The organism is Catenulispora sp. EB89 (genome assembly GCF_041261445.1).
Taxonomy (GTDB): domain Bacteria; phylum Actinomycetota; class Actinomycetes; order Streptomycetales; family Catenulisporaceae; genus Catenulispora.
Genome location: NZ_JBGCCU010000002.1, coordinates 252,972 through 275,613 on the forward strand (window position 1 = coordinate 252,972; position 22,642 = coordinate 275,613).

The 22,642-nt window shown below is 70.9% G+C and carries 20 protein-coding genes; 7 read left to right on the plus strand and 13 right to left on the minus strand.

The features are described from left to right. Positions 1–16: 16 nt before the first annotated feature. On the minus strand, positions 17–766 hold the full coding sequence (locus ABH920_RS04705) for a hypothetical protein (protein ID WP_370347160.1): 750 nt from the start codon (positions 764–766) through the stop codon (positions 17–19). Next, entirely contained in the window at positions 763–1,680 is a 918-nt protein-coding gene (locus ABH920_RS04710; RefSeq protein ID WP_370347162.1) for an ABC transporter ATP-binding protein, read from the minus strand. The genes ABH920_RS04705 and ABH920_RS04710 overlap by 4 nt, the downstream gene beginning before the upstream one ends. Before the next feature lie 128 nt (positions 1,681–1,808). On the opposite strand from ABH920_RS04710, the gene ABH920_RS04715 reads away from it, so the two are divergent. Both ABH920_RS04715 and ABH920_RS04720 read left to right on the plus strand, forming a co-directional pair. Beyond that, on the plus strand, positions 1,809–3,122 hold the full coding sequence (locus ABH920_RS04715) for a histidine kinase (protein WP_370347165.1): 1,314 nt from the start codon (positions 1,809–1,811) through the stop codon (positions 3,120–3,122). Next, a complete protein-coding gene (locus ABH920_RS04720) occupies positions 3,119–3,799 on the plus strand; it encodes a response regulator (RefSeq protein WP_370347168.1) in 681 nt (226 codons plus the stop codon). Before ABH920_RS04715 ends, ABH920_RS04720 begins: the two co-directional genes overlap by 4 nt. A gap of 21 nt (positions 3,800–3,820) precedes the next feature. Here the strand turns inward: ABH920_RS04720 and ABH920_RS04725 are convergent, their stop codons facing one another. Further along, a complete protein-coding gene (locus tag ABH920_RS04725; protein ID WP_370347170.1) occupies positions 3,821–4,558 on the minus strand; it encodes an SDR family oxidoreductase in 738 nt (245 codons plus the stop codon). A 41-nt stretch (positions 4,559–4,599) separates the two neighbouring features. Between ABH920_RS04725 and ABH920_RS04730 the strand changes: the two genes are divergently transcribed. After that, positions 4,600–5,391 (plus strand): phosphatase PAP2 family protein, encoded by a 792-nt coding sequence (locus ABH920_RS04730; RefSeq protein ID WP_370347172.1) that lies wholly within the window; start codon positions 4,600–4,602, stop codon positions 5,389–5,391. On the opposite strand, the gene ABH920_RS04735 is transcribed toward ABH920_RS04730, so the two are convergent. From ABH920_RS04735 to rimO, 3 genes are read right to left on the minus strand one after another with little or no spacing between them, the layout of a single operon-like run. Beyond that, positions 5,367–5,855, minus strand: coding sequence for a CinA family protein (locus tag ABH920_RS04735; protein WP_370347989.1), 489 nt, complete (start codon positions 5,853–5,855; stop codon positions 5,367–5,369). The genes ABH920_RS04730 and ABH920_RS04735 overlap by 25 nt on opposite strands. A gap of 11 nt (positions 5,856–5,866) precedes the next feature. Beyond that, positions 5,867–6,469, minus strand: coding sequence for a CDP-diacylglycerol--glycerol-3-phosphate 3-phosphatidyltransferase (gene pgsA / locus ABH920_RS04740; RefSeq protein ID WP_370347174.1), 603 nt, complete (start codon positions 6,467–6,469; stop codon positions 5,867–5,869). Continuing rightward, entirely contained in the window at positions 6,466–8,064 is a 1,599-nt protein-coding gene (rimO, locus tag ABH920_RS04745; protein WP_370347177.1) for a 30S ribosomal protein S12 methylthiotransferase RimO, read from the minus strand. Before rimO ends, pgsA begins: the two co-directional genes overlap by 4 nt. Positions 8,065–8,160: 96 nt before the next feature. Here rimO and ABH920_RS04750 point away from each other — a divergent pair, with 96 nt between their 5' ends. Both ABH920_RS04750 and ABH920_RS04755 read left to right on the plus strand, forming a co-directional pair. After that, positions 8,161–9,636 carry an MFS transporter gene (locus tag ABH920_RS04750; RefSeq protein ID WP_370347179.1) on the plus strand — a complete coding sequence of 492 codons (1,476 nt, stop codon included), beginning with the start codon at positions 8,161–8,163 and terminating at the stop codon, positions 9,634–9,636. Beyond that, positions 9,633–10,064: a MarR family winged helix-turn-helix transcriptional regulator gene (locus ABH920_RS04755; protein ID WP_370347181.1), complete on the plus strand. Its 432-nt coding sequence runs from the start codon at positions 9,633–9,635 to the stop codon at positions 10,062–10,064. Before ABH920_RS04750 ends, ABH920_RS04755 begins: the two co-directional genes overlap by 4 nt. Before the next feature lie 76 nt (positions 10,065–10,140). On the opposite strand, the gene ABH920_RS04760 is transcribed toward ABH920_RS04755, so the two are convergent. The 3 genes from ABH920_RS04760 to ABH920_RS04770 all read right to left on the minus strand — a co-directional run bounded on the left by ABH920_RS04760 (position 10,141) and on the right by ABH920_RS04770 (position 15,410). Then, on the minus strand, positions 10,141–11,583 hold the full coding sequence (locus ABH920_RS04760) for a helix-turn-helix domain-containing protein (RefSeq protein ID WP_370347183.1): 1,443 nt from the start codon (positions 11,581–11,583) through the stop codon (positions 10,141–10,143). A gap of 320 nt (positions 11,584–11,903) precedes the next feature. Then, complete coding sequence (locus tag ABH920_RS04765) at positions 11,904–12,689, minus strand: GNAT family N-acetyltransferase (protein ID WP_370347185.1); 786 nt, start codon at positions 12,687–12,689, stop codon at positions 11,904–11,906. Between the two features lie 54 nt (positions 12,690–12,743). Next, positions 12,744–15,410 (minus strand): DNA translocase FtsK 4TM domain-containing protein, encoded by a 2,667-nt coding sequence (locus ABH920_RS04770; protein ID WP_370347187.1) that lies wholly within the window; start codon positions 15,408–15,410, stop codon positions 12,744–12,746. Between the two features lie 345 nt (positions 15,411–15,755). On the opposite strand from ABH920_RS04770, the gene ABH920_RS04775 reads away from it, so the two are divergent. Then, entirely contained in the window at positions 15,756–16,001 is a 246-nt protein-coding gene (locus ABH920_RS04775; protein WP_370347189.1) for a hypothetical protein, read from the plus strand. Between the two features lie 180 nt (positions 16,002–16,181). Beyond that, positions 16,182–17,177 (plus strand): DUF5937 family protein, encoded by a 996-nt coding sequence (locus ABH920_RS04780; RefSeq protein WP_370347191.1) that lies wholly within the window; start codon positions 16,182–16,184, stop codon positions 17,175–17,177. 376 nt (positions 17,178–17,553) lie between these two features. Here the strand turns inward: ABH920_RS04780 and ABH920_RS04785 are convergent, their stop codons facing one another. The 4 genes from ABH920_RS04785 to ABH920_RS04800 all read right to left on the minus strand — a co-directional run bounded on the left by ABH920_RS04785 (position 17,554) and on the right by ABH920_RS04800 (position 22,444). After that, the gene (locus tag ABH920_RS04785; protein ID WP_370347193.1) at positions 17,554–19,239 is read right to left on the minus strand and encodes a ribonuclease J; all 1,686 of its coding nucleotides are present in this window, start codon (positions 19,237–19,239) and stop codon (positions 17,554–17,556) included. A 43-nt stretch (positions 19,240–19,282) separates the two neighbouring features. Beyond that, positions 19,283–20,209 carry a 4-hydroxy-tetrahydrodipicolinate synthase gene (gene dapA / locus ABH920_RS04790; RefSeq protein ID WP_370347195.1) on the minus strand — a complete coding sequence of 309 codons (927 nt, stop codon included), beginning with the start codon at positions 20,207–20,209 and terminating at the stop codon, positions 19,283–19,285. 303 nt (positions 20,210–20,512) lie between these two features. After that, entirely contained in the window at positions 20,513–21,229 is a 717-nt protein-coding gene (gene thyX / locus ABH920_RS04795; RefSeq protein WP_370347991.1) for an FAD-dependent thymidylate synthase, read from the minus strand. Positions 21,230–21,382: 153 nt separating this feature from the next. Beyond that, positions 21,383–22,444 carry an ABC transporter substrate-binding protein gene (locus tag ABH920_RS04800; protein WP_370347197.1) on the minus strand — a complete coding sequence of 354 codons (1,062 nt, stop codon included), beginning with the start codon at positions 22,442–22,444 and terminating at the stop codon, positions 21,383–21,385. Between the last annotated feature and the right edge of the window lie 198 nt (positions 22,445–22,642).

A 22,642-nucleotide genomic window follows, 5' to 3' on the forward strand; every position in this document is an offset into this window, starting at 1 on the left:
GAACATCTCAGGACCCTCAATTCGTGTCGCGTCGGGTGACGATCAGCAAAGGCACGGCGATCGAGATCGCCAGGTACAGCAGGCACACGCCCCACGCCGCCCCCGCACCGAGCACGTAGTCCGCCGCCAACCGCGGCGTCGTGCGCGCCGGCGTCGCCATCGCCTCGCCGACCTTGGTGAACGTCAACCGCACCGCGTCGGCCCGGACCCCGTCCGGCAGCAAGGCGGGGATCACCCCCATCCCCACGAACACGATCCCGACGAACGTCGCCACGGCCGCCGTCGTCCGCTGCAACACCACCCCGACGCAGAACCCGAACATGCCCACGAAGGCCATGTAGAACCCGCATCCGAGCACCGAGAACGCCATGTCGTGATCGGCCAGCGAGAAGTGCGCACCGCGCCGTCCGCACAGGATCTGCGCGGCGAAGAACGCGGCGAACGACACCGCCTCCCCCACGACCACCAACACCGCGAACAGCAGTCCGGCCTTCGCCGCGATCACCACACGCCGCCGAGGAACCGTCGCGAACGTCGTCCGGATCAGCCCGGTGGTGTACTCCGACGACACCACCAGCACCCCGAGCACGCCGAACGCCAACTGCCCGAACACCGCGCCCTGCAACGCGTTCGTCGGCTCCACCTCGCCGGGCTTGGCGACCAGCGCGTACGTGGCCGCCAGCCCGATCGTCCCGGCCACCGCCACATACAGCGCGCACCACGTGGACCGCACGCTCCACAGCTTGATCCACTCCGACCTGATCACGACTCCGCCCCCTGATTCCCCCGATACTCGACCGCCGCGTCGGTCAGCTGCAGATACGCGTCCTCCAACGACGTCGCATGCCGCGCCACCTCCAGCACCAGCACCCCGGCGCCGTGCGCCAGCCGTGCCACCGCATCGCCGTCCAGCCCGACCACGCGCAGCGTGTCCGGACCCTCCGGCGTCACCCGGGCTCCAGCGGACGCCAGCACCGTGATCAACCGGCCGGGCTCGTCCGTCCGCACGCTCAGGAACCCGCCGCCGTACCGCTCGATCAGCTCGCGAGCGGGGAGGTCGGCGATCAGCCGCCCCCGCCCGATCACCACCAAGTGATCGGCCGTGTTCTCCATCTCGCTCATCAAGTGGCTGGAGACGAACACCGTCCGCCCCTCGGCCGCCAGCGCCTTCATCAGATCCCTGATCCAGCGGATCCCTTCCGGATCAAGGCCGTTGACCGGTTCGTCGAACATCAGGATCCCGGGATCGCCGAGCAGGGCGGTCGCGATCCCGAGCCGCTGCCGCATGCCGAGGCTGAACCCGCCGACCCGGTGCCCGGCCACGTCGGTCAGCCCGACCCGCGCCAGCACCTCGTCCGCCCGCCGCCCCGGCAGCTTCCCGGCGGCGGCGACCGCCCGCAGATGCTGCCGCGCGCTGCGCCCGGGGTGCACTCCCCCGGCGTCCAGCAGCATGCCCACGTGGGTCAGCGGCCGCTCCAGCGCGGCGTACGGCCGGCCGTCGACCCGGATCCGGCCTGCGGTCGGCAGGTCCAGGCCGAGGACGGCGCGCATGGTGGTGGACTTCCCGGCGCCGTTCGGCCCCAGGAACCCGGTCACACGCCCCGGACGCACGCTGAACGTCAGGTCGCGCACGGCGTATCTGTCGCCGTAGCGTTTGCTCAGGTCCTCGATGTCGATCATGTCTCAATGGTCGGCAATGCCCGGAGCGCGCGCATCGGAGCAGGGGATGATCTTTCGGCCTCCTCCCACGGTATGGTTTTCGGCCCGCGACGTTGATCACCGTCCGTCCGCAGGCTTACGGTCGGCCCATGGCCGACATCGCGGCGCACTCCGTTCCGCCGCCGACCCGGAAACAGCCCGAGCCCGTCTCGTTCTCGCGGCGGATACGCCCCTGGCAGTGGGTGACGCTGGACGCCTTGGTCGCGCTGATGTTCCTGGTGCCGTTCGGATCGAGCCGATCGCGCGCGCCGGCGCATCAGAACCCGTGGCTGTCGCTGCTGGTCCTCGGCGTCACACTGGCTTTCCTGGCCCGCCGCCGCTTCCCGATGACCGTCTGCCTGCTCCTCACGGCCGCGACCGTCACCCTGGCCACCTCCGGCGCACCGTACGACTCCTACGGCCCCTTCGCGATGATGTTCGCGCTCTACACCGTCGCGACGACCCGCTCCGGCCGTATCACCACCGTCGCCTCTGCCGCCGTCCTGGCGGCAGCCCTGGCCGTCCTGACCAGCCTGCACTACCCGCCCTCGGTCACGACGCTCAGCGGAGTCGCCATCGGCGTGGCGCCGTCCTTGACCGGCTACGCAGTACGCCAACAGAAGCAGTACCGCACAGCGATGGCCGCCGCACGCGCGCGCAAGATCGAAGCCGAAGTCACCTCCAGGATGGCCGACGAACGGCTGCGCATCGCCCGCGAACTGCACGACGTGGTGGCGCACGCACTCAGCTTGATCACCGTCCAAGCCGGAGTCGCCGTGTTCCGCCGGCACGAAGCCGACCAGATGCGCGCGACACTCGCCGCGATCGAGGAGACCGGCCGCAGCGCGATGATCGACATGCGCCAGTTGCTGGGGGTTCTCCGCGACACCTCGACTCCGACGCCAGACACCGACGAACTCCCCGCACCAGACCGAAAGCCAGACCGAAAGCCACGCCAAGAACCAGACCGAAAACCACGCCAGGAACCAGACCAAGAGCCAGACCGCGAGCCAGACCGAGAACCGGACCGAGCACCGGTCCCCGACCTGCCGGACCTCGGCACCCTCATCTCCCAGGCGGCCCAAGCCGGCCTGCGCATCACCCTCCAGGAGGAGGGCGAGCGCCGCGTCATCCCCGCAGCCATCGGCCTCGCGGTGTACCGCACCGTCCAGGAGTCCCTGACCAACATCCTGCGACACGCCCGAACCACCTCCGGCTCGGTCCTGCTCACCTTCGCTCCGCACCAGCTGGCGGTCACCGTCGCCAATCCCCCACCGCCCGACGGCCTGCCACCGGCCCCGGCCGGAACGCCAGGACACGGCCTGCGCGGCATGGCCGAGCGCGCCACACTGTTCGGCGGCACCTTCTCCGCAGGGCTTACGGCGGAAGGCGGATTCACGGTCACCGCGAGGTTCCCCGCATGAGCCGCATCCTCATCGCCGACGACCAGGCACTGCTGCGTGCCTCACTCCGGGCCCTGGTCAACGGCTACGACGGCTGCGAAGTCGTCGGCGAGGCGGAAAACGGCGCGCAGGCGGTCCGCCTGGCCGCCGATCTGAGCCCCGACTTGGTGCTGATGGACGTCCGGATGCCCGTCCTGGACGGCATCGAGGCCACCCGCCGGATCACCGCGGCCGACCCCGGCGTCAGAGTCCTGATCCTGACCACCTTCGACCTCGACGAGTACGTCTACGAAGGCCTGCTCGCCGGGGCCAGCGGCTTCCTGCTCAAGGACTCGCCGCCGGCCGACCTGGTCAAGGCGGTCGAGGTGATCCGCGGCGGCGAAGCCCTGCTCACTCCGGCCGCGACCCGCAGGCTGATCACCGAGTTCGTCCGGGGCCGCAAGGCGAAAGGCCACGCGGCGGCGACTCCGAACGCCGCCCCCGACCAGGCGACCCTCGACACCCTGACCACCCGCGAGCGGGAAGTCCTGACCCTCGTCGCGCGCGGCCTGTCCAACACCGAGATCGGCACCGAACTCTTCGTCTCGATGTCGACGGTCAAAACGCACATGTCAGCATTGCTGGCCAAGCTCGGCGCCCGCGACCGGGCCCAGCTGGTGATCCGTGCCTACGAGAGCGGCGTCGTGCGAGCGGGATGAGACCCCGCCCGCACACACGCCTCAGTTGCCCCCGGCCACCCGCAGCACCGCACCAGTGGTGAAACTCGCGTCATCGCTCAGCAGCCACGCGATGGCCGCCGCGATCTCCTCCGGCTCGCCGGGCCGACCGAGCGGAAGCATCGCGCCGCGCTTCTCGGCGCGATCCGCGTCTCCCATGTCGGCATGGATACGGGTCCGCGTGACCCCGGCCTGCACCGAGTTCACCCGGATCCCCTCGCCTCCCAGCTCCTGCGCCAGGCCCACGGTGATCGAGTCGACTGCGGCCTTGGCACCGGCGTAGTGCACGTATTCGCCCGGCGAACCCCGGGTGGCCGCACCGGAGGAGACGTTCACGATCGCGCCACCCCCGCGCTTCGCCATCTCCTTGGCCGCGCGCCGGCAGCACAGCAGATAGCCGATCACGTTCACGTCGACGACCCGTCGGATATCCGCCACGTCGGCGTCCACGAGGCGGGTCAGCGGACCGGTCACGCCGGCATTGTTGACCAGCCCGGTCAACCCGCCGAGCTCGCCGATCGCGGTGTCGAAGAGGCGCTCCACGTCCGTCTCGTCGGTGGTGTCCATCTTGACCGGCACGCAGCGGCGGCCGAGGTCGCGGACCTCCTTGGCCGTCGCCTCGGCGGCGGCGTCGTCGCTGAGGTAGCTGAAGGCGATGTCGTGGCCGTCCCGGGCCAGGCGCAGGGCGGTGGCGCGGCCAATTCCCCGACCGCCGCCCGTGATGATGGTGACGCGTTCCATACCGGCACGCTAGCCGTTCGCGTATGCGAGAGTTGGTCTTGATGACTGACGCGAAGATCGCCGACACCGGTCTCGGGGCTGGATCCGGTCCGGCAGCGGAGCCCGGCAGGCCGCGCACCAGCCGCTGGCAGGCACTGCGGCAGCCGGAAGCCCTCATCCCGCTGATCCTGGTCGGCGTCTTCCTCGTGATGTGGGTCCTGGTGCTGGCCCGTCCGACGTTCCTGACCTCGTTCGACCTCTGGGCCCGGAACCACATCCAGAACGTGTCGCACGCGACGCAGGGGAAGAACCGCTGGCCGGTCTTCAAGAAGATCGCCGACCTCGGCGGCGGCGTCACCGTCCAGGGCGTGCCGTTCCAGATCCAGGTGCCGATGGTCGCGATGGCCGTGGTCGGCGTCGGCGCGGCGCTGGTCCGCCGCAGCTGGCGCCCGGTCCTGGCGATGGCGGCCGGCTACGCGGCACTGCTGGTCGTGCTGTTCCTGAAGGCCGTCGGCGACCGCCCCGGCCCGAGCATGGCCGGCCAGGCGATGTCCGGCGGCCTCGGCTACTTCCCGTCCGGGCACACCGGCAACACGATGCTGGGCTACGGCACCGCGGCCCTGATCCTGGCGTTCGTGTTCACCGGGCACCGGATGCGGATCGCGATCACGGTGGCGATGGCGCTGTGGGCGCTGACCGTGGGCTTCTCGCTGGTGTGGATGGACTTCCACTGGGTGTCGGACGTGCTGGGGTCGTACGCGCTGTGCGGCGCGATGCTGTTCGGGGTCGCGCGGGTGCTCGGGTTCCGGATCAGCGCGGAAAAGGAGACTCAGTCTCCGTCGACCGACGGCTGATCACCGCCGCGGCGCCAGAGCTTCAAAGCCTGCAAAACCGTCTCCCCGCGGATGGCCTCGCGCTCGCCGGCCAGCCGCAGCTCCTCGGCGGACGACGCGCCCGGACCGCTATAGCCGACGTAGACCAGCCCCACCGGTTTTCCGTCCTGCTGCGTCGGGCCGGCCACGCCGGTGGTCGCCAGGCCCACATCAGCCCCGAGAAGACGCCGGACGCCCTCCGCCATCTGCCGCGCCACCTCGGGATGCACGGCACCCTCGCGGGCCAGCAGGTCGGCGTCCACACCGAGCACCGAGGCCTTGATATCGGTGGCGTACGCGGTCACCGAACCACGGAAGACCGCCGAAGCGCCGGGAACCGAGGTGATCGCCGCGGCCAGCAGCCCACCGGTGAGCGATTCCGCGACCGCCACCGTGAAGCCCAGGGCCGTCCCGTCCTCGACCAGCTCGGTCGCGAGCCGGCTGATCTGCTCGGCCGCTACCGCTTCGTCCCGCTCCACCGCAATCTCACCGCTCGCATCACGTAGTCCACCCCGGTCGCGACCGTCAGCACCAGCGCGGCGGCCATCGTCACCACGCTCACCCAGTGCCACCACGTGGCCGAGGTCGGAATCAGATAGAAGAGAATCGCAAAGCCCTGCAGGAAGGTCTTGAGCTTCCCGCCCTGGCTGGCCGCGATCACGCCGTACTTCAGCACCCAGAACCGCAGCAGCGTGATACCCAGCTCGCGGGCGAGTATCACGATCGTGATCCACCAGCTCAGCTCGCCGAGCGCGCTGAGGATCACCAGCGCGGTGCCCATCAGGGCCTTGTCGGCGATGGGGTCGGCGATCTTGCCGAAGTCGGTGACCAGGTTGCGGGCCCGGGCGACCTTGCCGTCCAGGGTGTCGGTGATGTTCGCGACCACGAACACCGCGCACGCCATGGCCCGCCACGCGGTCGAGCGGCCGTGGTCGTGGGCGAGCAGGAAGCCGAAGAACGGCACCAGCAGCAGCCGCACCATCGTGAGGATGTTGGCCATGTTCCACAGACCCGCCGGGGACGCCTCCAGCGTCAGCGGGTCCGGGGCGGCGGCTTTCACCCGACCAAGCTTAGGGGAGTGATCGCCACGGCGTGCAGATCCACCCCCTCACTTCCCACCACCTTCGCGGGCACGATCGCGCCGGGCACGAGCTCCACCGCCGGCGCCCCCGGCTCCAGCGCCGGGACCAGCATGACCGAGCCGTCGACCTCCGGGCCCTGGAACGCCGCGCGGCCCTCGGCCACGCCGTCGTGCGCCACGGATTCCACCAGCACGTCGATCCGCTCGCCGATCCGGTCCTCCGCGCGCTGCGCGGTCAGCTCCTCGGCCAGGCTCGTCAGGTGCGCCACGCGCTCGGCGATCTCGTCCTCGTCGAGCTTGTCGTCGTAGCCGGCGGCCTCGGTGCCGTCCTCGTCGGAGTAGCCGAACACGCCGATCGCGTCCAGCCGCGCCTGCGACAGGAACGTCTCCAGCTCCTCGAAGTCCGCAGCCGTCTCGCCCGGGAAGCCGACGATGAAGTTGGAGCGGACGCCGGCGTGCGGGACCCGGGTCCGGATGGTCTCCAGCAGCTCCAGGAACGACTCGGTGCCGCCGAAGCGGCGCATCCGGCGCAGCAGGCCGGGGGCGGAGTGCTGGAAGGAGAGGTCGAAGTAGGGCACGACGCCCTCGGTCGAGGACATCACGTCGATCAGCGTCGGGCGCATCTCGGCCGGCTGCAGGTAGCTGACCCGCAGCCAGTCCACGCCGTCGATCGCGGCCAGCTCCGGCAGCAGCGTCTCAAGGAGCTTGAGGTCGCCGAGGTCCTTGCCGTAGGAGGTGGAGTTCTCCGAGACCAGGACCAGCTCGCGCACGCCCTGCCCGGCCAGCCAGCGGGCCTCGTCGAGGATGTCGTGCGGGCGGCGGGACAGGTAGGAGCCGCGGAAGGCCGGGATCGCGCAGAACGAGCAGCGGCGGTCGCAGCCGGAGGCCAGCTTCAGCGGGGCCGAGGGGCCGTCGTCGAGGCGGCGGCGCACGACGCGGCGCGTCGGCGGGGCGACCGGGGACAGGGTCGGGTCGTCGGGGCGCTCCGCGGCGGCCTGGGAATCGGCGGCCTGCGAATCGGCGCCCTCAACTACGTCGGCAGCGATGTCAGCGGCGTCAGCGGCGTCGCCATGACCCGGCACCGCCACGCCGCCCTTGGCGGACTGCCGGTCAGCCGGCGACAGCGGCAGCAGCGTGCGCCGGTCGCGCGGGACATGCGAGATCGGGCGCTCGCCGTGCAGGATCGCGGTCAGCCGCGAGCTGATGTCCTGGTAGTCGTCGAAGCCCAGGACCGCGTCGGCCTCCGGCAGCGCCTCGGCGAGCTGCTGGCCGTAGCGCTCGGCCAGGCAGCCGACGGCGACCACGGCCTTGGGGCCGGCACCTTCGTCCTTGGCATCGGCGGCGGCGATCAGCGTGTCGATCGAGTCCTTCTTCGCGGCCTCGACGAACCCGCAGGTGTTGACCACCGCGATGTCCGCGCCGTTGGGATCCTCGACCAGGTCCCAGCCGTCGGCGGCGAGCCGCCCGGCCAGCTCCTCGGAGTCCACGTCGTTGCGGGCGCAGCCCAGCGTGACCAGCGCCACCGTGCGGCGCGGGGACGTGGGCGGAGTGGCTGGGGACAGGGTGCCGGACATGGCCACCAGGCTACAGCGCGCGGAATAGTTAGCCAGACACAACAGTTGTGTGCTAACAATGATTGCATAAACACAACCTTTTCTTCGGGAGGCACCGTGCCCGAGATCGCGCAGCGCCGTCGCTACCTGATCCTCGTCATCTGCTGCATGAGCCTGTTCATCGTCGGGATCGACAACACCGCCGTGAACGTGGCCCTGCCGTCCATCCAGCGCGATCTGAAGGCCCCGGTCTCGGGGCTCCAGTGGACCATCGACGCCTACACCCTGACCCTGGCCTCCCTGCTGATCCTGGCCGGCTCGCTCGGCGACCGGTTCGGCCGGCGCCGCGTGTTCATGACCGGCACCTCGTTGTTCGTCGTCGGCTCCGTGCTCTGCGCACTGGCGCCGAGTCTCAGCGCGCTGGTCGGCTCGCGCGCCGTCCAGGGCGTCGGCGGCGCGATGATGAACCCGGTCGCCATGTCGATCATCACCAACGTGTTCACCGACGCCAAGGACCGGGCCAAGGCGATAGGCGTGTGGTCGGCGGCGTTCGGGGTGAGCATGGCGGCCGGCCCGGTGGTCGGCGGTCTGCTGCTGAGCGCGACAAGCTGGCGGTCCATCTTCTGGGTGAACGTTCCGGTCGGGATCACAGCCGTGGTGCTGACCGGGATCTTCGTCCCGGAGTCCAAGGCGCCGACCGCGCGTCGCTTCGACCCGGTCGGGCAGGCGCTCGGGATCGCGTTCCTGGCCGGCATCACCTACGCGATCATCGAGGCGCCCCGCGTGGGGTGGCTGTCGGGACGCACCGTCGCGGTGTTCGTCGTGGCGATCGCGGCGGCGGCCGGGTTCGTGGCCTACGAGCTGCGCCGCGAGCAGCCGCTGATCGACCCGCGCTTCTTCCGGAGCCTGCCGTTCTCCGGCGCCACGCTGATGGCGGTCTCGGGGTTCCTGGCGCTGTCCGGATTCCTGTTCATGAACACCCTGTATCTGCAGAACGCGCTCGGCTACAGCGCGCTGAAGGCCGGGCTGCTGACGCTGCCGATCGCGGTGGCCAGCGTCATCGTCGGCCCGCGCTCCGGGCGGTGGGTCGCCAACCACGGGCCGCGGGCGCCGTTGATCACCGCCGGCGTGCTGCTGGCGCTCAGCGCCCTACTGCTGACCGGGCTGAGCGCCACGACGCCGGTGGCCCTGCTGCTGGTCGCCTACGCGATCCTGGGCCTGGGCTTCGGCACCCTGAACCCGCCGATCACCAACACCGCGGTGTCCGGCATGCCGCGGGCGCAGGCCGGGGTCGCGGCGGCGGTGGCGTCCACCAGCCGGCAGGTCGGGCAGACGCTCGGCGTGGCGATCATCGGCTCCGTGGTGGTGGCGCGGGCGACCGGCCCGGCCCGCACCGGACTGCCGGCGGCCAGCCACGCGGGATGGTGGATCCTCTTCGGCTGCGGCCTTGCAGTGTTCGTACTAGGTATGCTCACGACCGGTAAGCGCGCGGCGGCGACGGCCGCGCGGACCGCGGCGCGGCTCACGGAGCCGAGCGAGCGCACCGACCCGACCGAGCCGACGACCGAACCCGGGATTGCCGCACTGCGATGAGCGACCACCCCAGCCACGACGCCTACCGTGCGCACGCCGCGATGCAGAAGCTGGTCCTGCACCAGCGCGACATCCGGCGCTCCGTGGAGGACGCGACCGGCGTGAGCTTCGGCCGCGCCCGCGCCCTGCGCCGGCTGGTGCACGGGCCGCTGCGGATGAGCGAGCTGGCGGCCCGCCTGGGGTGGGACAAGCCGTACACCACGAACGTGGTCGACGACCTCGAGGAGCGCGGCCTGGTGACGCGCAGCGTGGCCCCGGACGACCGGCGGGCGAAGATGGTCGAGCTGACCGCCGAGGGGCACGCCGCCGCGGTGACCGCGATCCGGATCCTGGCCGAGCCCGCTCCAGGGCTTTCGCGGCTGAGCGACGAGGAGCTGGCTGTGGTGGCGGAGCTGTTGGAGAAGGCTTCGGACGAGAGCGAGTGCTGAGGTTCTGAACGGCTGAGGGCGGCGACCGTGATGGTCGCCGCCCTCAGCTCTGTCCGCCCGCCGCTCGTCCCGCGCCTCAGCCGGTGACCGCGCCGGTCGGGTTCAGCGTCACGTGCACGACCTGGCCGCTGCCGCCGGCCGCGCCGAGGTCCTTGCCGTTGAGCGTCATGTGCACGGCCGCGGCGTTGCCGAGGGTCACGCCGAGCTGCTTGGGGTCCTGGAAGTTCTGCGTGCTGCCGGCCGGCAGGAGGTTGTCGAACAGGACCTTGCCGTCGGGGCCGGTGACGTTCAGCCAGCTGTCGGAGCCGACGGCGGCGATCCGGACCGCCACGCCCTTGGGCGCCGGCGGTACGGCCGGGGGCGGCGGCTTGACCGCGGCGGCCTTCGGCGCGGGCGCCGGGACCGCGGCCGCGGCGGTCTTGCCGTCGCCGCCGTCGCCGATCAGCTGCACGCCGGCGAAGACCACGAGGCCGAGCAGGGCCACCAGCATCGCGGCGGTCCAGTTGGCCGACTTGGGGTGGCGCTCGATCTTGCCGGGGTCGTCCTTGCGGGCCGGCTGGGGCGGGCGGACGGAGCCGCCGCCCTTGCCGGCGGCGAGCGCCGGCTTGCCCGCGTTCGAGCCGCTGCCGTTGCCGTTGCCGCCGCTCTTGCCTCGACCCGCGGCGACGAGTGTCGCGCCCTCGGCGGCGGGACGGATGACCCGGCTGGGCGCGCGTCCGGCGAAGCGTGCCGCGTTGTCGCGGGCGGCGCTGGTCGGGACGGCGTTGGAGGACGCGGTGCTCGTCCGCTTGCCCGGCTCGGGGCTGTTCTGACCGGCCGCCGCCGAAGCGGGACCCGACGCGGCCTCGGCGCGCGGCGTCACCCGCGACCGCCCCCGCACCGGCAGGTCGCTCGGCACGAACGGCGGATGCTCGGCGAGCAGCGGCTCCGGATCGATGCCGACGACCTTGGCGATGGCGCGGACGTGGCCGCGGGCGTAGACGTCGCCGCCGCAGTGCACGAACTCGCCGGCCTCGATCTCCCGCAGCATGCCCGGCCGAATACGCGTGGCCGCGACGACGTCCTCGATGGACAGCCCGGCGTGCTGGCGCGCGAGCGACAGGCGGCGGCCGACGATCTGGGAGTCGGTGAGGTCGACCGGCTCCGCCGGCACCGACCCGGGCACAGATCCCGGAACCGACCCCGGCACAGAACTCGGCACCGATCCCGGCTCCGAAGCCGCGGCCGGCACCGCAGGCACTGCAGGCACAGTCGGCGCAGCCGCCGCGACGTGCGCCGACGCCACAGCGTCCGCGTCGACCCCGGCAGCCGCCGCGACCTCCGTCGCGACCTCGCCGACGACCTCGGTGGCGGTGCCGGCGCGCGCCGCAGTCCGCGCACCGACACCGCCCCCGACGCCCCCGGCTACCCCGCCGCCGGCCACCTCGTCCCCGACGAAGCGCTCGCCGCGCAGCGAGTCCGCCTCGTCGAGCCCGACGCCCACGCCGTCCCGCTCGTCCTCAGCCCGCTGACCGCCCATGCGACACCGCCTCGATTCACCTGACCCGTAAGCCCGCCGGACCTCCCGCCGCGCACACCCCCACACAGACGGCTATGCCCTAGATCGAGTGGATTGAGGCGAGCCAACGCATGGATTCGCCCATATGTCGTATTGATAGGGCGCGCGGACCAGTTCCGATCGACTTGTCGACAAGGGATTCGGGGCGCGACTGATCCCTGCGAGTGGAACACTCGCGCGGTCATTCCTTCAGCGGTTGACGGCCGTCCCAGTGCCGCATCAGGCAACCTTCGCCCTGCTGACGATCTGCGTAGGTGGGCCGCCGAGCTCTGCCTTCTGCGCTACTTCGCCGGCGGCTTCCAGATGTACGGAGTGGTCGTCGTCACCGAACTCATGCCGAGCCGCTCGAGAATGGGCCGGGAGTCCTCCGTGCAGTCCACCTGGAGGAACTCGTATCCGCGAGCGAGCGCTACCTGCGCTCGCTGCGCCACCAGGGCTTTGTAGACGCCCCTGCCGCGCCACTCCGGCCGAGTGCCGCCGCCCCATAGAGAAGCGAACCGTCCGGGACCGAACCGCAGCCAGCCAGAACACACCGCCTGGTCGCCCGCCTCGGCCAGAACGACGAGCGTGCCCGTCTCGACCTCGCTCACCAGGTAGTCCACCATGCCGGGGAACTTCTCGCCGAACGCCGCCAGGTTCAGCTCGTCGATCTTCTCCAGGTCCACCCGCTCGGTGACCTCACGCAGCCGCACGCCGTCCGGCGGTCGCGGCGTCACCGCCAGCAGTGCGGCCCGGCCGATCACCACCGTCTCCCGCTCCTGTGCCACGAACCCGGCATCGAGCAGCAGGTCCGGCAGTTCGGGCGGGGCGTCGTGGCCGTAGGTCTTCCATTCGAACGCCTCACCGCGCTCGGCGAAGAACGCGACCTGGCGCGCGATCAGCGCCCTCAGTTCCCCGCCCCGCAAGCCGCCAAGGTGCGGGTACAGGACGAAGTTGCCGTTCCCTGCCGCGCCGGCCCGGCGGAAGAGCGGACCGTCCCGGTCCACCGTGGACCCGGGACCCCCGTCCGGGCTCGCGGTTCGTACCTCCGAGTCGAAGGCGTGCCGGAGTTCGTCAGCTTCAGTCATTGTCGGCACAGTACCGGCGCGCCGCCGCGCAGCACAGGGATATATCGCCGTTCCCTACCCGGCCCCCGCCTCAGCGCGAATCGAATCCAGCAGCCCTTCCAAATCATCAGGCCGCACCAGCACGTCCCGGGCCTTCGCCCCCTCCGAAGGCCCGACCACGTTCCGCGTCTCCAGCAGGTCCATCAGCCGCCCGGCCTTCGCGAACCCGACCCGCAGCTTCCGCTGGAGCATCGACGTCGACCCGAACTGCGTCGACACCACCAGCTCCGCGGCCTGCAGCAGCAGGTCCAGGTCGTCGCCGATCTCCTCCTCGACGACCTTCTTCGAGCCCGCCTGCCCCGTGACGTCCTCGCGGTACAGCGGCGTGAGCTGGTCGGTGCAGAACTTCACCACCGCCGCGATCTCGGTCTCCGACACGTACGCGCCCTGGAGCCGCTGCGCCTTCGACGCCCCCATCGGCAGGAACAGCGCGTCGCCCTGGCCGACCAGCTTCTCCGCGCCCGGCTGGTCCAGGATGACGCGGGAGTCGGCCAGGGAGGAGGTCGCGAACGCCAGCCGGGACGGCACGTTCGCCTTGATCAGGCCGGTCACCACGTCGACCGACGGCCGCTGGGTGGCCAGCACCAGGTGGATGCCGGCGGCGCGGGCGAGCTGGGTGATGCGCACGATCGAGTCCTCGACGTCGCGCGGGGCCACCATCATCAGGTCCGCGAGCTCGTCGACGATCACCAGCAGGTACGGGTACGGCTGGTACACGCGCTCCGAGCCCGGCAGGGGCTTGAGCTTGCCCGCCCGGACCGCGGCGTTGAAGTCGTCGACGTGGCGGAAGCCGGAGTCGGCCAGGTCGTCGTAGCGCAGGTCCATCTCGCGGACCACCCACTGCAGCGCCTCGGCGGCCTTCTTCGGGTTGGTGATGATCGGCGTGATCAGGTGCGGGATGCCCTCGTAGCTGGTCAGCTCGACCCGCTTGGGGTCCACCAGGATCAGCCGGACCTGGTCCGGGGTGGCGCGCAGCAGCACCGAGACGATCAGGGTGTTGATGCAGGTGGACTTGCCCGCGCCGGTCGCGCCGGCCACCAGCATGTGCGGCATGCGCGTCAGGTTGGCCACGATGTGCCGGCCCTCGACGTCCTTGCCCAGCGCCACCATCATCGGGTGGGTCTCGCCGGTGGCCTCCACCGAGCGCAGCACGTCGCCCAGCGCCACGTTCTCGCGGTCGGCGTTGGGGATCTCGATGCCGATCGCGGACTTGCCGGGGATCGGCGACAGGATCCGCACGTCCGCCGAGGCGACCGCGTAGGCGATGTTCTTCGACAGCGCGGTGATCCGCTCGACCTTGACCGCCGGGCCCAGCTCGACCTCGTAGCGGGTGACTGTCGGCCCGCGGGTGAAGCCCACGACCTTGGCGTCCACGTTGAACTGCTTGAACACCTCGACCAGCGCGGCCACCACGGCGTCGTTGGCCTTCGAGCGGGTCTTCGGCGGCGCCCCGACCCGCAGTATGTCCGGCGGCGGCAGCTTGTACTCGGCGTCCGGGTCGACCTTGGCCGCGTAAAGCTCCATCGCCGCCTGGACCGCGTCCTTGGGCGAGGTTCCCGTGGCCGCCGCCGAAGCCCCGGCCTTCTTGCCGCCGGCCTTCCGGCTGCGCGGCACCGCGACCGGGATCGACACCTGCGTGCCGTCGTCGACCTCGGGCACCGCGTCCACCACCGCGTCCGGCGTGACGTCCCCGGCCTCGTCCAGCATCGGGATGAAGATCGTCGGCTCGTTCTCCACCGTCTGCTGCAGGCGCTGGTTGCGCACCTCGTTGTCCGAGGGGTCGTCCTCGGGGAGGATCCCGTACGGGTCGTCCTCCTCGTCGGCCAGCACGTCCGGGTCCTCGCGCTCGCCGAAGATCATCCAGTGCAGGAACCCGCCGGCGTGCCCGCGCCCGGCCCGGATCCGGTCCGGGATCCGGTACACCGGCGTGGCGGTGATCACCAGGACGCCGAACAGCAGCAGCAGGATCAGCAGCGGCACCGCCACGAACGAGGACACCGTGGCGACCAGCGGCGCCGAGATCGCGTAGCCGACCCAGCCGCCGGCGTTGCGCATCGCCGTCGCGCCGTCCGTGGGGTGCGGCATGTGGCCGGCGATGTGGATCAGGCCGACCGCGGCGACGGTGAAGGCGCCCCAGCCGATGGACATCCGGTTGGTGTCGGCGGCCTCCTCCGGCCGCCGGATCACGCGCACCGCGAGGCCGAAGACCAGCAGCGGGGTGAACGCGCCGACCCGGCCGAAACCGCCGGCCACGATCGCGACGACGGCCTGCGGCACCGCGCCGGGGAACCCGTGCCACAGCGACGCGGCCATCACTATGCCCAGGCCGATCAGCGCGAAGCCGAAGGCGTCGCGCCGGTGGTCCGGATGCAGTGCCTTGGCCCCCTGGGAGGCGCGCCCGGCGCCCCGGCGCGAGCCGGTGGCCAGCTTGCCGATGCCCTTCTCCAGGGGCCCGGCGTTGCGCGCGGAGCGGGCGCGGGGATTCTTCGGCGGAGGTGCGGCGGAGTTCGCCGTGTCGGAGGCGGCAGCCTTGCCGCGCCCCTTCCTGGCAGCGGCGCCCCTGGCCGCTCCCGCCGAGCCGGCCGACCCCGAGGTCTTCGACGACGAGGCCTTCGAGCCGGACTTGGACGCGGATGTGGCTGCCGTTGCCTTGCTGTTCTTGGAGGGCGTACGGGTGGCCATGATGACCAGGCTACCGGTGATGTCCCACCGGTACCGCCCGCCACACGCAAGTCATCTGAGCGTACGGACCCGCGGCCGCCCGGACCGCCGATTCCCGTCTCGGCCGCCGTTCAGGCTAAAGTGGTTCGGTCGGCCCCTTGTGGGTGCCGCGCACGTGCACGCGTACGCGCCCTTTCCCACGTGGGCCGATCCCCAATTCATCAGCTGGTTCGTCCGCGTCGGCTCGACGCGCCGGGACTATCGAGGAGGGCCGTCGTGGCCGGTGCCAAGAAGGAAAGCAAGACAGCACGCGCATCCGTGCGGGCCGGTGCCGGTGGTGCCGGCGGTGGGCGTGTCTTCGGTGACATGAAGCGGTTCACGCCGCTGGGCGGTGGCTTCTGCTACTTCGCCGCCGGCGACGGCAAGAACATGCACCTGAAGGTGGACTCCGAGGAGCTGTTCGGCCTCCTGTCCGCCATCGAGGGCGCGGACCGCACGAAGATCGACGCCGAGGTGGCCGAGCTGGCCGCCAAGTTCGGCGACAAGGTCCCGGCGTGGAAGGCCCTGGCGGAGAAGCTGTCCGCCGGCGACCTGGCCGAGGCCGCCGCCTGAGGCGACACCGCGTATCGCCCGTAGTACGCACAGCGAGCCCCTGACCCGACCGGGTCGGGGGCTCGCGGCGTATCATTCCTGCGAAGGCGGCCCGTGGGGCCGTCAGGGTGCTGCCACCCGCGCCGGACGGTTCGGTCCGGCCGCCGGACGGCTGGTATGGGGAGGAAGGAGCGAGGCTGCGTGGTCGGAATCCCCATGAGCAGCGCCGACCTGGCTCGTGTGGGCTTCGAGACCTCACCGCTGGTGAATCTGGTCCGCGGTCTGGACCAGCTGGGCTCGACCCGGCCGCTGCGCCCGGCGCACCGGCGCTGGCTGGCCAGCGCGCTGCGGAACATCCCCGAACGCTGCCGGCCGGTGATGGAGCTGCTGAACGCGGTCCCCAACTACGCCCCGGCCTTCCTCATCCCCGACCTGCCGCCCAGCGGGAACCTGCACCGCTGCCTGGACGAGGAGCTGGACGCGCTGCGCTCGGTCCGGGACAGCGAACTGGCCCTGGACTTCTCGATCTTCGACACCTGGGAGCGCCGCCCCTCCCGCGCCTACGACGCCCTGCGCGACCGCGGCGAGCGGCTGATCCCGATGCTCACCGACGCGATGCACGCGCTCTACACGGCCTGCCTGGCCGAGGACTGGCCGGACATCCGCCGCACCCTGGACGCGGACATCGGCCGCCGGGCCCGGCAGATGGCCACCGACGGCCCCGGTGCGGTCCTGAACGACCTGCACCCCAAGCTGCGCTGGGAGCCGGAGCAGCTCTCGCTGGCCGTCGCCAAGGTCCCGGACTGGCGCTACGACCTGCACGGCGACGGCGTGACGTTCACCCCGTCGGTGTTCGGCCACTACGTCGGCTCGCTGATCGCCCCCGGACGACGCTCGATCATGGCCTATCCGGTCTCCGACCTGGATGCCGCCGCCGCGCTCAGCACGGAGGGCCCGCCCCACGACGGCCTGGCCGCGCTCATCGGCCGGGCCCGCGCCGCCGCGCTGCGGGTCATCGGCGACGACCCCACGACCGGGGAGCTGGCGGTGCGGCTCGGCGTCAAGGCGCCCACCGCGTCCGCGCACGCCGCGGCGCTGCGCTCGGCCGGCCTGGTGGTCACCGAGCGGACCGGACGCAGCGTCCGGCACCGCCTGACCGGCCTGGGCGCGGAGCTGATAGCGGCGAACCGCCGGTAGCCCCCGCCGGCACCGGCGGTCCGTTCGAAGCGGGGACGCCGCGGTGGCTGTCACGGTGCCGATGAGAGCGCGTCGGGCCGCGCTCGGACATCGCATGGCCGGGACCATCCCGTCCGCCGGATGCGGACCGGCGATCCCGGCCACCCCCGTTACCCCCGTATCCCCGTTCCCCGTGTGAACCCCCGCCCCTGACCCCCCGGTGAGGTGCCGTGTTGCTTGGGTTCCCCCGGGCCGAGACGGCGGGCTCCGCCCCACGAAGGCCCCGCCTCGTCCCGATGTCCATTACAGCCCGCCGGGAAAGCGGCGGGCCATCCTTTCGCTTCTGCGGCGAAAGGATGGCCCGTGCCAGAGGCGCGAACGCGGTGGCCCGCGCGGATCAGACCTCGACGACCACCGGCAGGATCATCGGCCGGCGGCGCGTGGTGTTGGACACCCAGCGCCCGACCGAGCGGCGCACCAGCTGTTGCAGCTGGTGGGTGTCGCCGATGCCCTCGGCCGCCGCGTCCGCCAGCGCCGCCACGATCAGCGGCTTGGCCTGCTCCAGCGTCTGGTCGTCCAGACCGAAGCCGCGGGCGGTGATGACCGGGCCGGTGACGATGGCGCCGGTGTCGGCCGAGACCGCGACGAACACCGAGACGAAGCCCTCGTCCCCGAGGATCCGCCGGTCCTTCAGCGAGGCCTCGGTCACCGAGCCCACCGAGCTGCCGTCGACGTAGACGTAGCCGGCGTCGACCTTGCCGGTGATGCGCGCGACGCCGTCGACCAGGTCCACGGTCACGCCGTCCTCGGCGATCACCACCCGGTCGGCCGGCACGCCGGTCTTCATCGCCAGGTCGGCCGCGGCGCGCAGGTGCCGCCACTCGCCGTGCACCGGCATGAAGTTGCGCGGTTTGGCCAGGTTGAAGAAGTACAGCAGCTCGCCGGCCGCGGCGTGCCCGGAGACGTGCACCATGGCGTTGCCCTTGTGTACGACCGTGGCGCCCCAGCGGGTCAGCCCGTTGATCACCCGGTTCACGGCGTTCTCGTTGCCGGGGATCAGCGAGGACGCCAGGATCACGGTGTCCTCACCGGTGATGCGCACCTGGTGGTCGCGGTTGGCCATGCGGGAAAGCGCCGCCATCGGCTCGCCCTGCGACCCGGTGCACATCAGCACCACCTTGTCGTCGGGCAGATCGTCGATCTCCTTCAGATCGATGATCAGGTCCGCGGGCACCTTCAGGTAGCCCAGGTCGCGGGCCACGGCCATGTTGCGGACCATGGACCGGCCGACCAGCGCCACCTTGCGGCCGTGCGCGGCGGCCACGTCGCAGACCTGCTGGACGCGGTGCACGTGCGAGGCGAAGGAGGCCACGATGATGCGCCCCTTGGCCCGGCCGAACACCCGGTCCAGCACCGGCGTGATCTCCCGCTCGGAGGTGACGAAGCCCGGCACCTCGGCGTTGGTGGAGTCCGCCAGCAGCAGGTCGATGCCGGACTTCCCGAGCTCGGCGATGGTCGCCAGGTCGGTCAGCCGGTCGTCCAGCGGCAGCTGGTCCATCTTGAAGTCGCCGGTGTGGAACACCGTGCCGGCCGGGGTCTTGATCGCCACGGCCATGGCGTCCGGGATGGAGTGGTTGACGGCCACGAAGCGGCACTCGAACGGCCCGATCTGCTCCACGTCGCCCTCGACGACCTGCAGCGAGTACGGCCGGATCCGGTGCTCGGCGAGCTTGGCCTCGACCAGCGCCAGGGTCAGCTTGCTGCCGATCAGCGGGATGTCCGGGGCCTCCTTGAGGAGGTACGGCACGCCCCCGATGTGGTCCTCGTGGGCATGCGTCAGCACCACGCCGACCACGTCGTCCAGCCGGTCCCGGATGGAGCTGAAATCCGGCAGGATCAGATCGACGCCGGGCTGGGCCTCCTCCGGGAAGAGGACGCCGCAGTCGACGATGAGCAGTTTGCCGCCGTACTCGAAGACGGTCATGTTGCGACCGATCTCTCCGAGTCCGCCGAGCGGGGTCACTCGCAGCGCGCCTCGCGGCAGCGGCGGGGGTCCGGAGAGTTCCGGATGCGGATGGCTCATGCAGTTTTCCTTTGTGTTCCGCGGACCGCTGGTCCGCTCCTTGCTAGATCTTCACGCCGCCTTGGGCGAGATACGTCTTGAGCCGGGCCTGCTGCTCCTCGGTCGCCTCGACCAGGGGCAGCCGCACCGGGCCGCCGGGCAGTCCCAGCATGTTCATTGCCGCCTTGAGGGAGATCACACCTGGCAGACTTGTCACACCGGCGTGGACCGGCAGCAGTTCGGCGTGCAGGCGCGCGGCTTCGAGCACGTCGCCGGCCAGATACGCGGCGATCATCGCGCGGATGCGCGGCGCCGCGAGGTGCGCCGACATGCTCACCACGCCGACCGCCCCGACCGAGAGCCAGGGCAGGGTCAGCGGGTCGTCCCCTGAATAGTAGGCCAATCCGGTGGCCGCGATGACCTCGGACCCGGCGACCAGGTCGCCCTTGGCGTCCTTCACCGCGACGATCATGTCGTGCTCGGCCAGCCGCTTCAGGGTGTCGGTCTCGATGGCGATGCCGGCGCGGTGCGGGATGTCGTAGAGGACGACGGGGCGCGCGGTGTGGTCGGCGACCGCGGTGAAGTGCCGGTAGAGGCCTTCCTGGGTCGGCTTGTTGTAGTACGGGGTCACGACCAGGAGCGCGTCGGCCACTTCCGCGGCCCGCCGGGCCAGCGCGAGCGTGTGCTCGGTGTTGTTGGTGCCGACGCCGGCGATCACCGAGATCCGGTCCCCGACCGCCTCGCGCACCGCCCGGAGCAGGTCCGCCTGCTCGGCGTCGGAGGTGGTCGGCGCCTCGCCGGTGGTGCCGGAGACCACCAGGCCGTCGTTGCCCGCCTCGACCAGGTGGGCGGCCAGTTTCTGCGCACCGTCCAGGTCCAGGGATCCGTCCGGGTGGAAGGGCGTGATCATCGCGGTGATCAGCCGACCGAAGGGCGCCCCGGCGGACCACAGGTCGGGGGCGGATTCGGCGAGGTGCGCGTTCTCGGGCATGGCACAACGGTACCGGGCCGTGCAGGTGATCGAATAGCTGGCTTTGCTTACGTGAATCACGTAGCCGCGCTGAATGGACAGACCCCGTCTCCACCGCTCGGGGGTCCGGTGGGGACGGGGTCCACCGTGGTTAACAGACGCGCGCGGGGCGCGTTACGGGTCCGGCCGCGCCGCCGGTCGTTTTTCACTCTTTAGGACTACCAGGAGTGAGCACTTCGCGACTGAGGAGGATTTGCGCGGCCAATAGAAGCAGTGCCCGCTGTCGCCTTCTCGGGCCGAGGAGCCCCTATCTCCTCACCACTATTAAGGTGCGACCCGGCCATTCGCCTGCCACGCCGCGTAGGTCAGCGGCATCAGCTCGGCGAAATGCTGTTCCATCTTCTCCGCGACCATCTCGATCTCGCGCTGCGGGAACGACGGGAACGTCGCTTCCTCGTGCTTCGTCCGTAACGACAGGAAGTGCATCAGCGCACGGGCGTTGCACGTGGCGTACATAGAGGAGTAGATGCCGACCGGAAGTACGGTTCGGGCGACTTCCCGCGCGATGCCGGCGTCCAGCATCTCCAGATACGCCGCGTAGCTCGCCTCGCAGGACCGCCGCACCGTGTCCTCGACCGTCTTGTGCTGCTCGTCGGTGCCCGGGACGAACACGTACTTGCCGGGCTTGCCCTCCTGCACCAGCTTCCGGTCCGGTCCGGGTACGTAGAACACCGGGTCCAGCTTGCGGTAGCGCCCGCTCTCCTCGTTGTAGGACCAGACGCGATGCCGCATGAATTCTCGGAAAACAAAAATCGGCGCGGCGACCAGGAAGGTCATCGAGGAGTGCTCGAACGGCGAGCCGTGGCGGTCGCGCATCAGGTAGTTGATGAGGCCGCTGGAGCGCGCGGGGTCGGCTCCGACCTCGTCCAGGGACTGCTCGCCCTTGGTCGAGACCCGGGCCGCCCACAGGACGTCGTTGTCGGAGGCCGAGGCCTTCACCAGTTCCACGGTCATGTCCGAGCGGAACCGTACGCTCTCCATCGCATCGCTCACCGTCCGAGCCTACCGGCGTCTGACCTGTGACGACGCCGGTGCGGACGGTGTGGACGGCCGCGCGGACGGCGCGGACGGCACTGGCGGCCCGGACCGCCGGGGAACCGGGAACCCCGGTCCGCCGGTCCGCCGATCCGCCGGTCAGCTCCCGGTGCTGCTGCGCAGCGCGTCCGGCGGCATCATCGTGTCGATGTTGTAATACGGAGCCAGGTCCAGGCTCTGCATCAGGGTCAGTACGCGGTCCACGCGGTCGACGTTCACCGTGGTCGGGAACGTGCCGAAGCTGATGCTGGCGGCGACCGTGGAGTTGGCCATCGTGCCGTAGTGCGCCTGCATCTCGGTCATCGCCGTGGCGCGCTGCGAGGTGGCGGTCTTGGCCTGGTTCAGGGCCCCGGTGAAGGCCTTGAACAGGTTGGTCTTCTCGACCGCGAAGTCCTGCTTGGTGAAGTAGCCGCCCATCGGCATCGCCTGGGTCGAGCCGCGGGTCAGGTCCATGAGCTGGACCATCTTGTTGTTGTTCGTCGCGTAGCTGTAGTACGGCTCGGGGACGACGGCCGCCATGCTGGTGTCCGCGCTCCCGGACTTGGCGAACAGCTTCTCGCTCAGGTCGCCGGGGGCCATCGACTTCAGGTGCGCCGCGGAGTTGGCCGCCTTGATCCGGAAGCTGTTCGCCAGGTCCGGGAGCGAGGTCATGAGCATGATCGTCGGCACCGTGTAGGCGTCGTTGGCGTCGTTGGTGCCCGCGGTGGGGACCAGGAAGCCGCCGGCGGCGTCGAAGACGTTCTTGATCTCCTGGGCGTTCTTCAGGCCGGTGACCTTGCTGAGCAGCTCCACGCTGCCGTCGCCGGCGGTGTAGCCCTCGGCGACCAGCTGCAGCCGGTAGGCACCGGTGGACTGGGACAGGATCGCGTGCACGTAGTCGTCGTAGACCAGGTCGACCTTGCCATCGTTGAGCGCCTGCAGGGCGTCCTGGTAGGTCTGGTAGGAATCGTCGATCGTGACGTCGATCCCCTGGTCCTTGAAATAGCCCTTGTCGACGCCGGTGTAGATCGGCAGCGCGCCTATTTCGCCCTTGGGAATGCCTATTCGGAGCTGGTGCTGCTCCAGCGGGCCGTGGGCCGGCATCGCGACCGCCCCCGACGACGCCGTGGACGTGCTGCTGCTGCACGCCGTGGCCGCACCGGCGGACGCGGTGAGCACCACGCAAAGGACGATCGCCGAGGTCCTGCGCGAACGGGCTCGGGGTTTGGCTGATCGCACTGCGCTGCCCCCTGCAAAGGTTTCGATGAAGCCGGTCGGCGCATCGTAATACATGGGCCGCTGAGCCCCCTACGTCACCGTTGAGATCGACTAGCACTAATGCACGAGTAAGGATACGCACATACGCGGAGTCATCGCCCG

Excerpts from the sequence above, each read along its gene's own strand:
- dapA (WP_370347195.1), bottom strand. The coding sequence starts at position 20,209 with ATGCCCGAGAACGCGCACCTCGCCGAATCCGCCCCCGACCTGTGGTCC.
- ABH920_RS04755 (WP_370347181.1), top strand. The coding sequence starts at position 9,633 with ATGAGCGACCACCCCAGCCACGACGCCTACCGTGCGCACGCCGCGATG.
- ABH920_RS04785 (WP_370347193.1), bottom strand. The coding sequence starts at position 19,239 with ATGAGCCATCCGCATCCGGAACTCTCCGGACCCCCGCCGCTGCCGCGA.
- thyX (WP_370347991.1), bottom strand. The coding sequence starts at position 21,229 with ATGGAGAGCGTACGGTTCCGCTCGGACATGACCGTGGAACTGGTGAAG.
- ABH920_RS04770 (WP_370347187.1), bottom strand. The coding sequence starts at position 15,410 with ATGGCCACCCGTACGCCCTCCAAGAACAGCAAGGCAACGGCAGCCACA.
- ABH920_RS04720 (WP_370347168.1), top strand. The coding sequence starts at position 3,119 with ATGAGCCGCATCCTCATCGCCGACGACCAGGCACTGCTGCGTGCCTCA.
- ABH920_RS04765 (WP_370347185.1), bottom strand. The coding sequence starts at position 12,689 with ATGACTGAAGCTGACGAACTCCGGCACGCCTTCGACTCGGAGGTACGA.
- ABH920_RS04760 (WP_370347183.1), bottom strand. The coding sequence starts at position 11,583 with ATGGGCGGTCAGCGGGCTGAGGACGAGCGGGACGGCGTGGGCGTCGGG.
- ABH920_RS04730 (WP_370347172.1), top strand. The coding sequence starts at position 4,600 with ATGACTGACGCGAAGATCGCCGACACCGGTCTCGGGGCTGGATCCGGT.
- ABH920_RS04710 (WP_370347162.1), bottom strand. The coding sequence starts at position 1,680 with ATGATCGACATCGAGGACCTGAGCAAACGCTACGGCGACAGATACGCC.
- ABH920_RS04725 (WP_370347170.1), bottom strand. The coding sequence starts at position 4,558 with ATGGAACGCGTCACCATCATCACGGGCGGCGGTCGGGGAATTGGCCGC.
- ABH920_RS04775 (WP_370347189.1), top strand. The coding sequence starts at position 15,756 with ATGAAGCGGTTCACGCCGCTGGGCGGTGGCTTCTGCTACTTCGCCGCC.
- rimO (WP_370347177.1), bottom strand. The coding sequence starts at position 8,064 with ATGTCCGGCACCCTGTCCCCAGCCACTCCGCCCACGTCCCCGCGCCGC.
- ABH920_RS04715 (WP_370347165.1), top strand. The coding sequence starts at position 1,809 with ATGGCCGACATCGCGGCGCACTCCGTTCCGCCGCCGACCCGGAAACAG.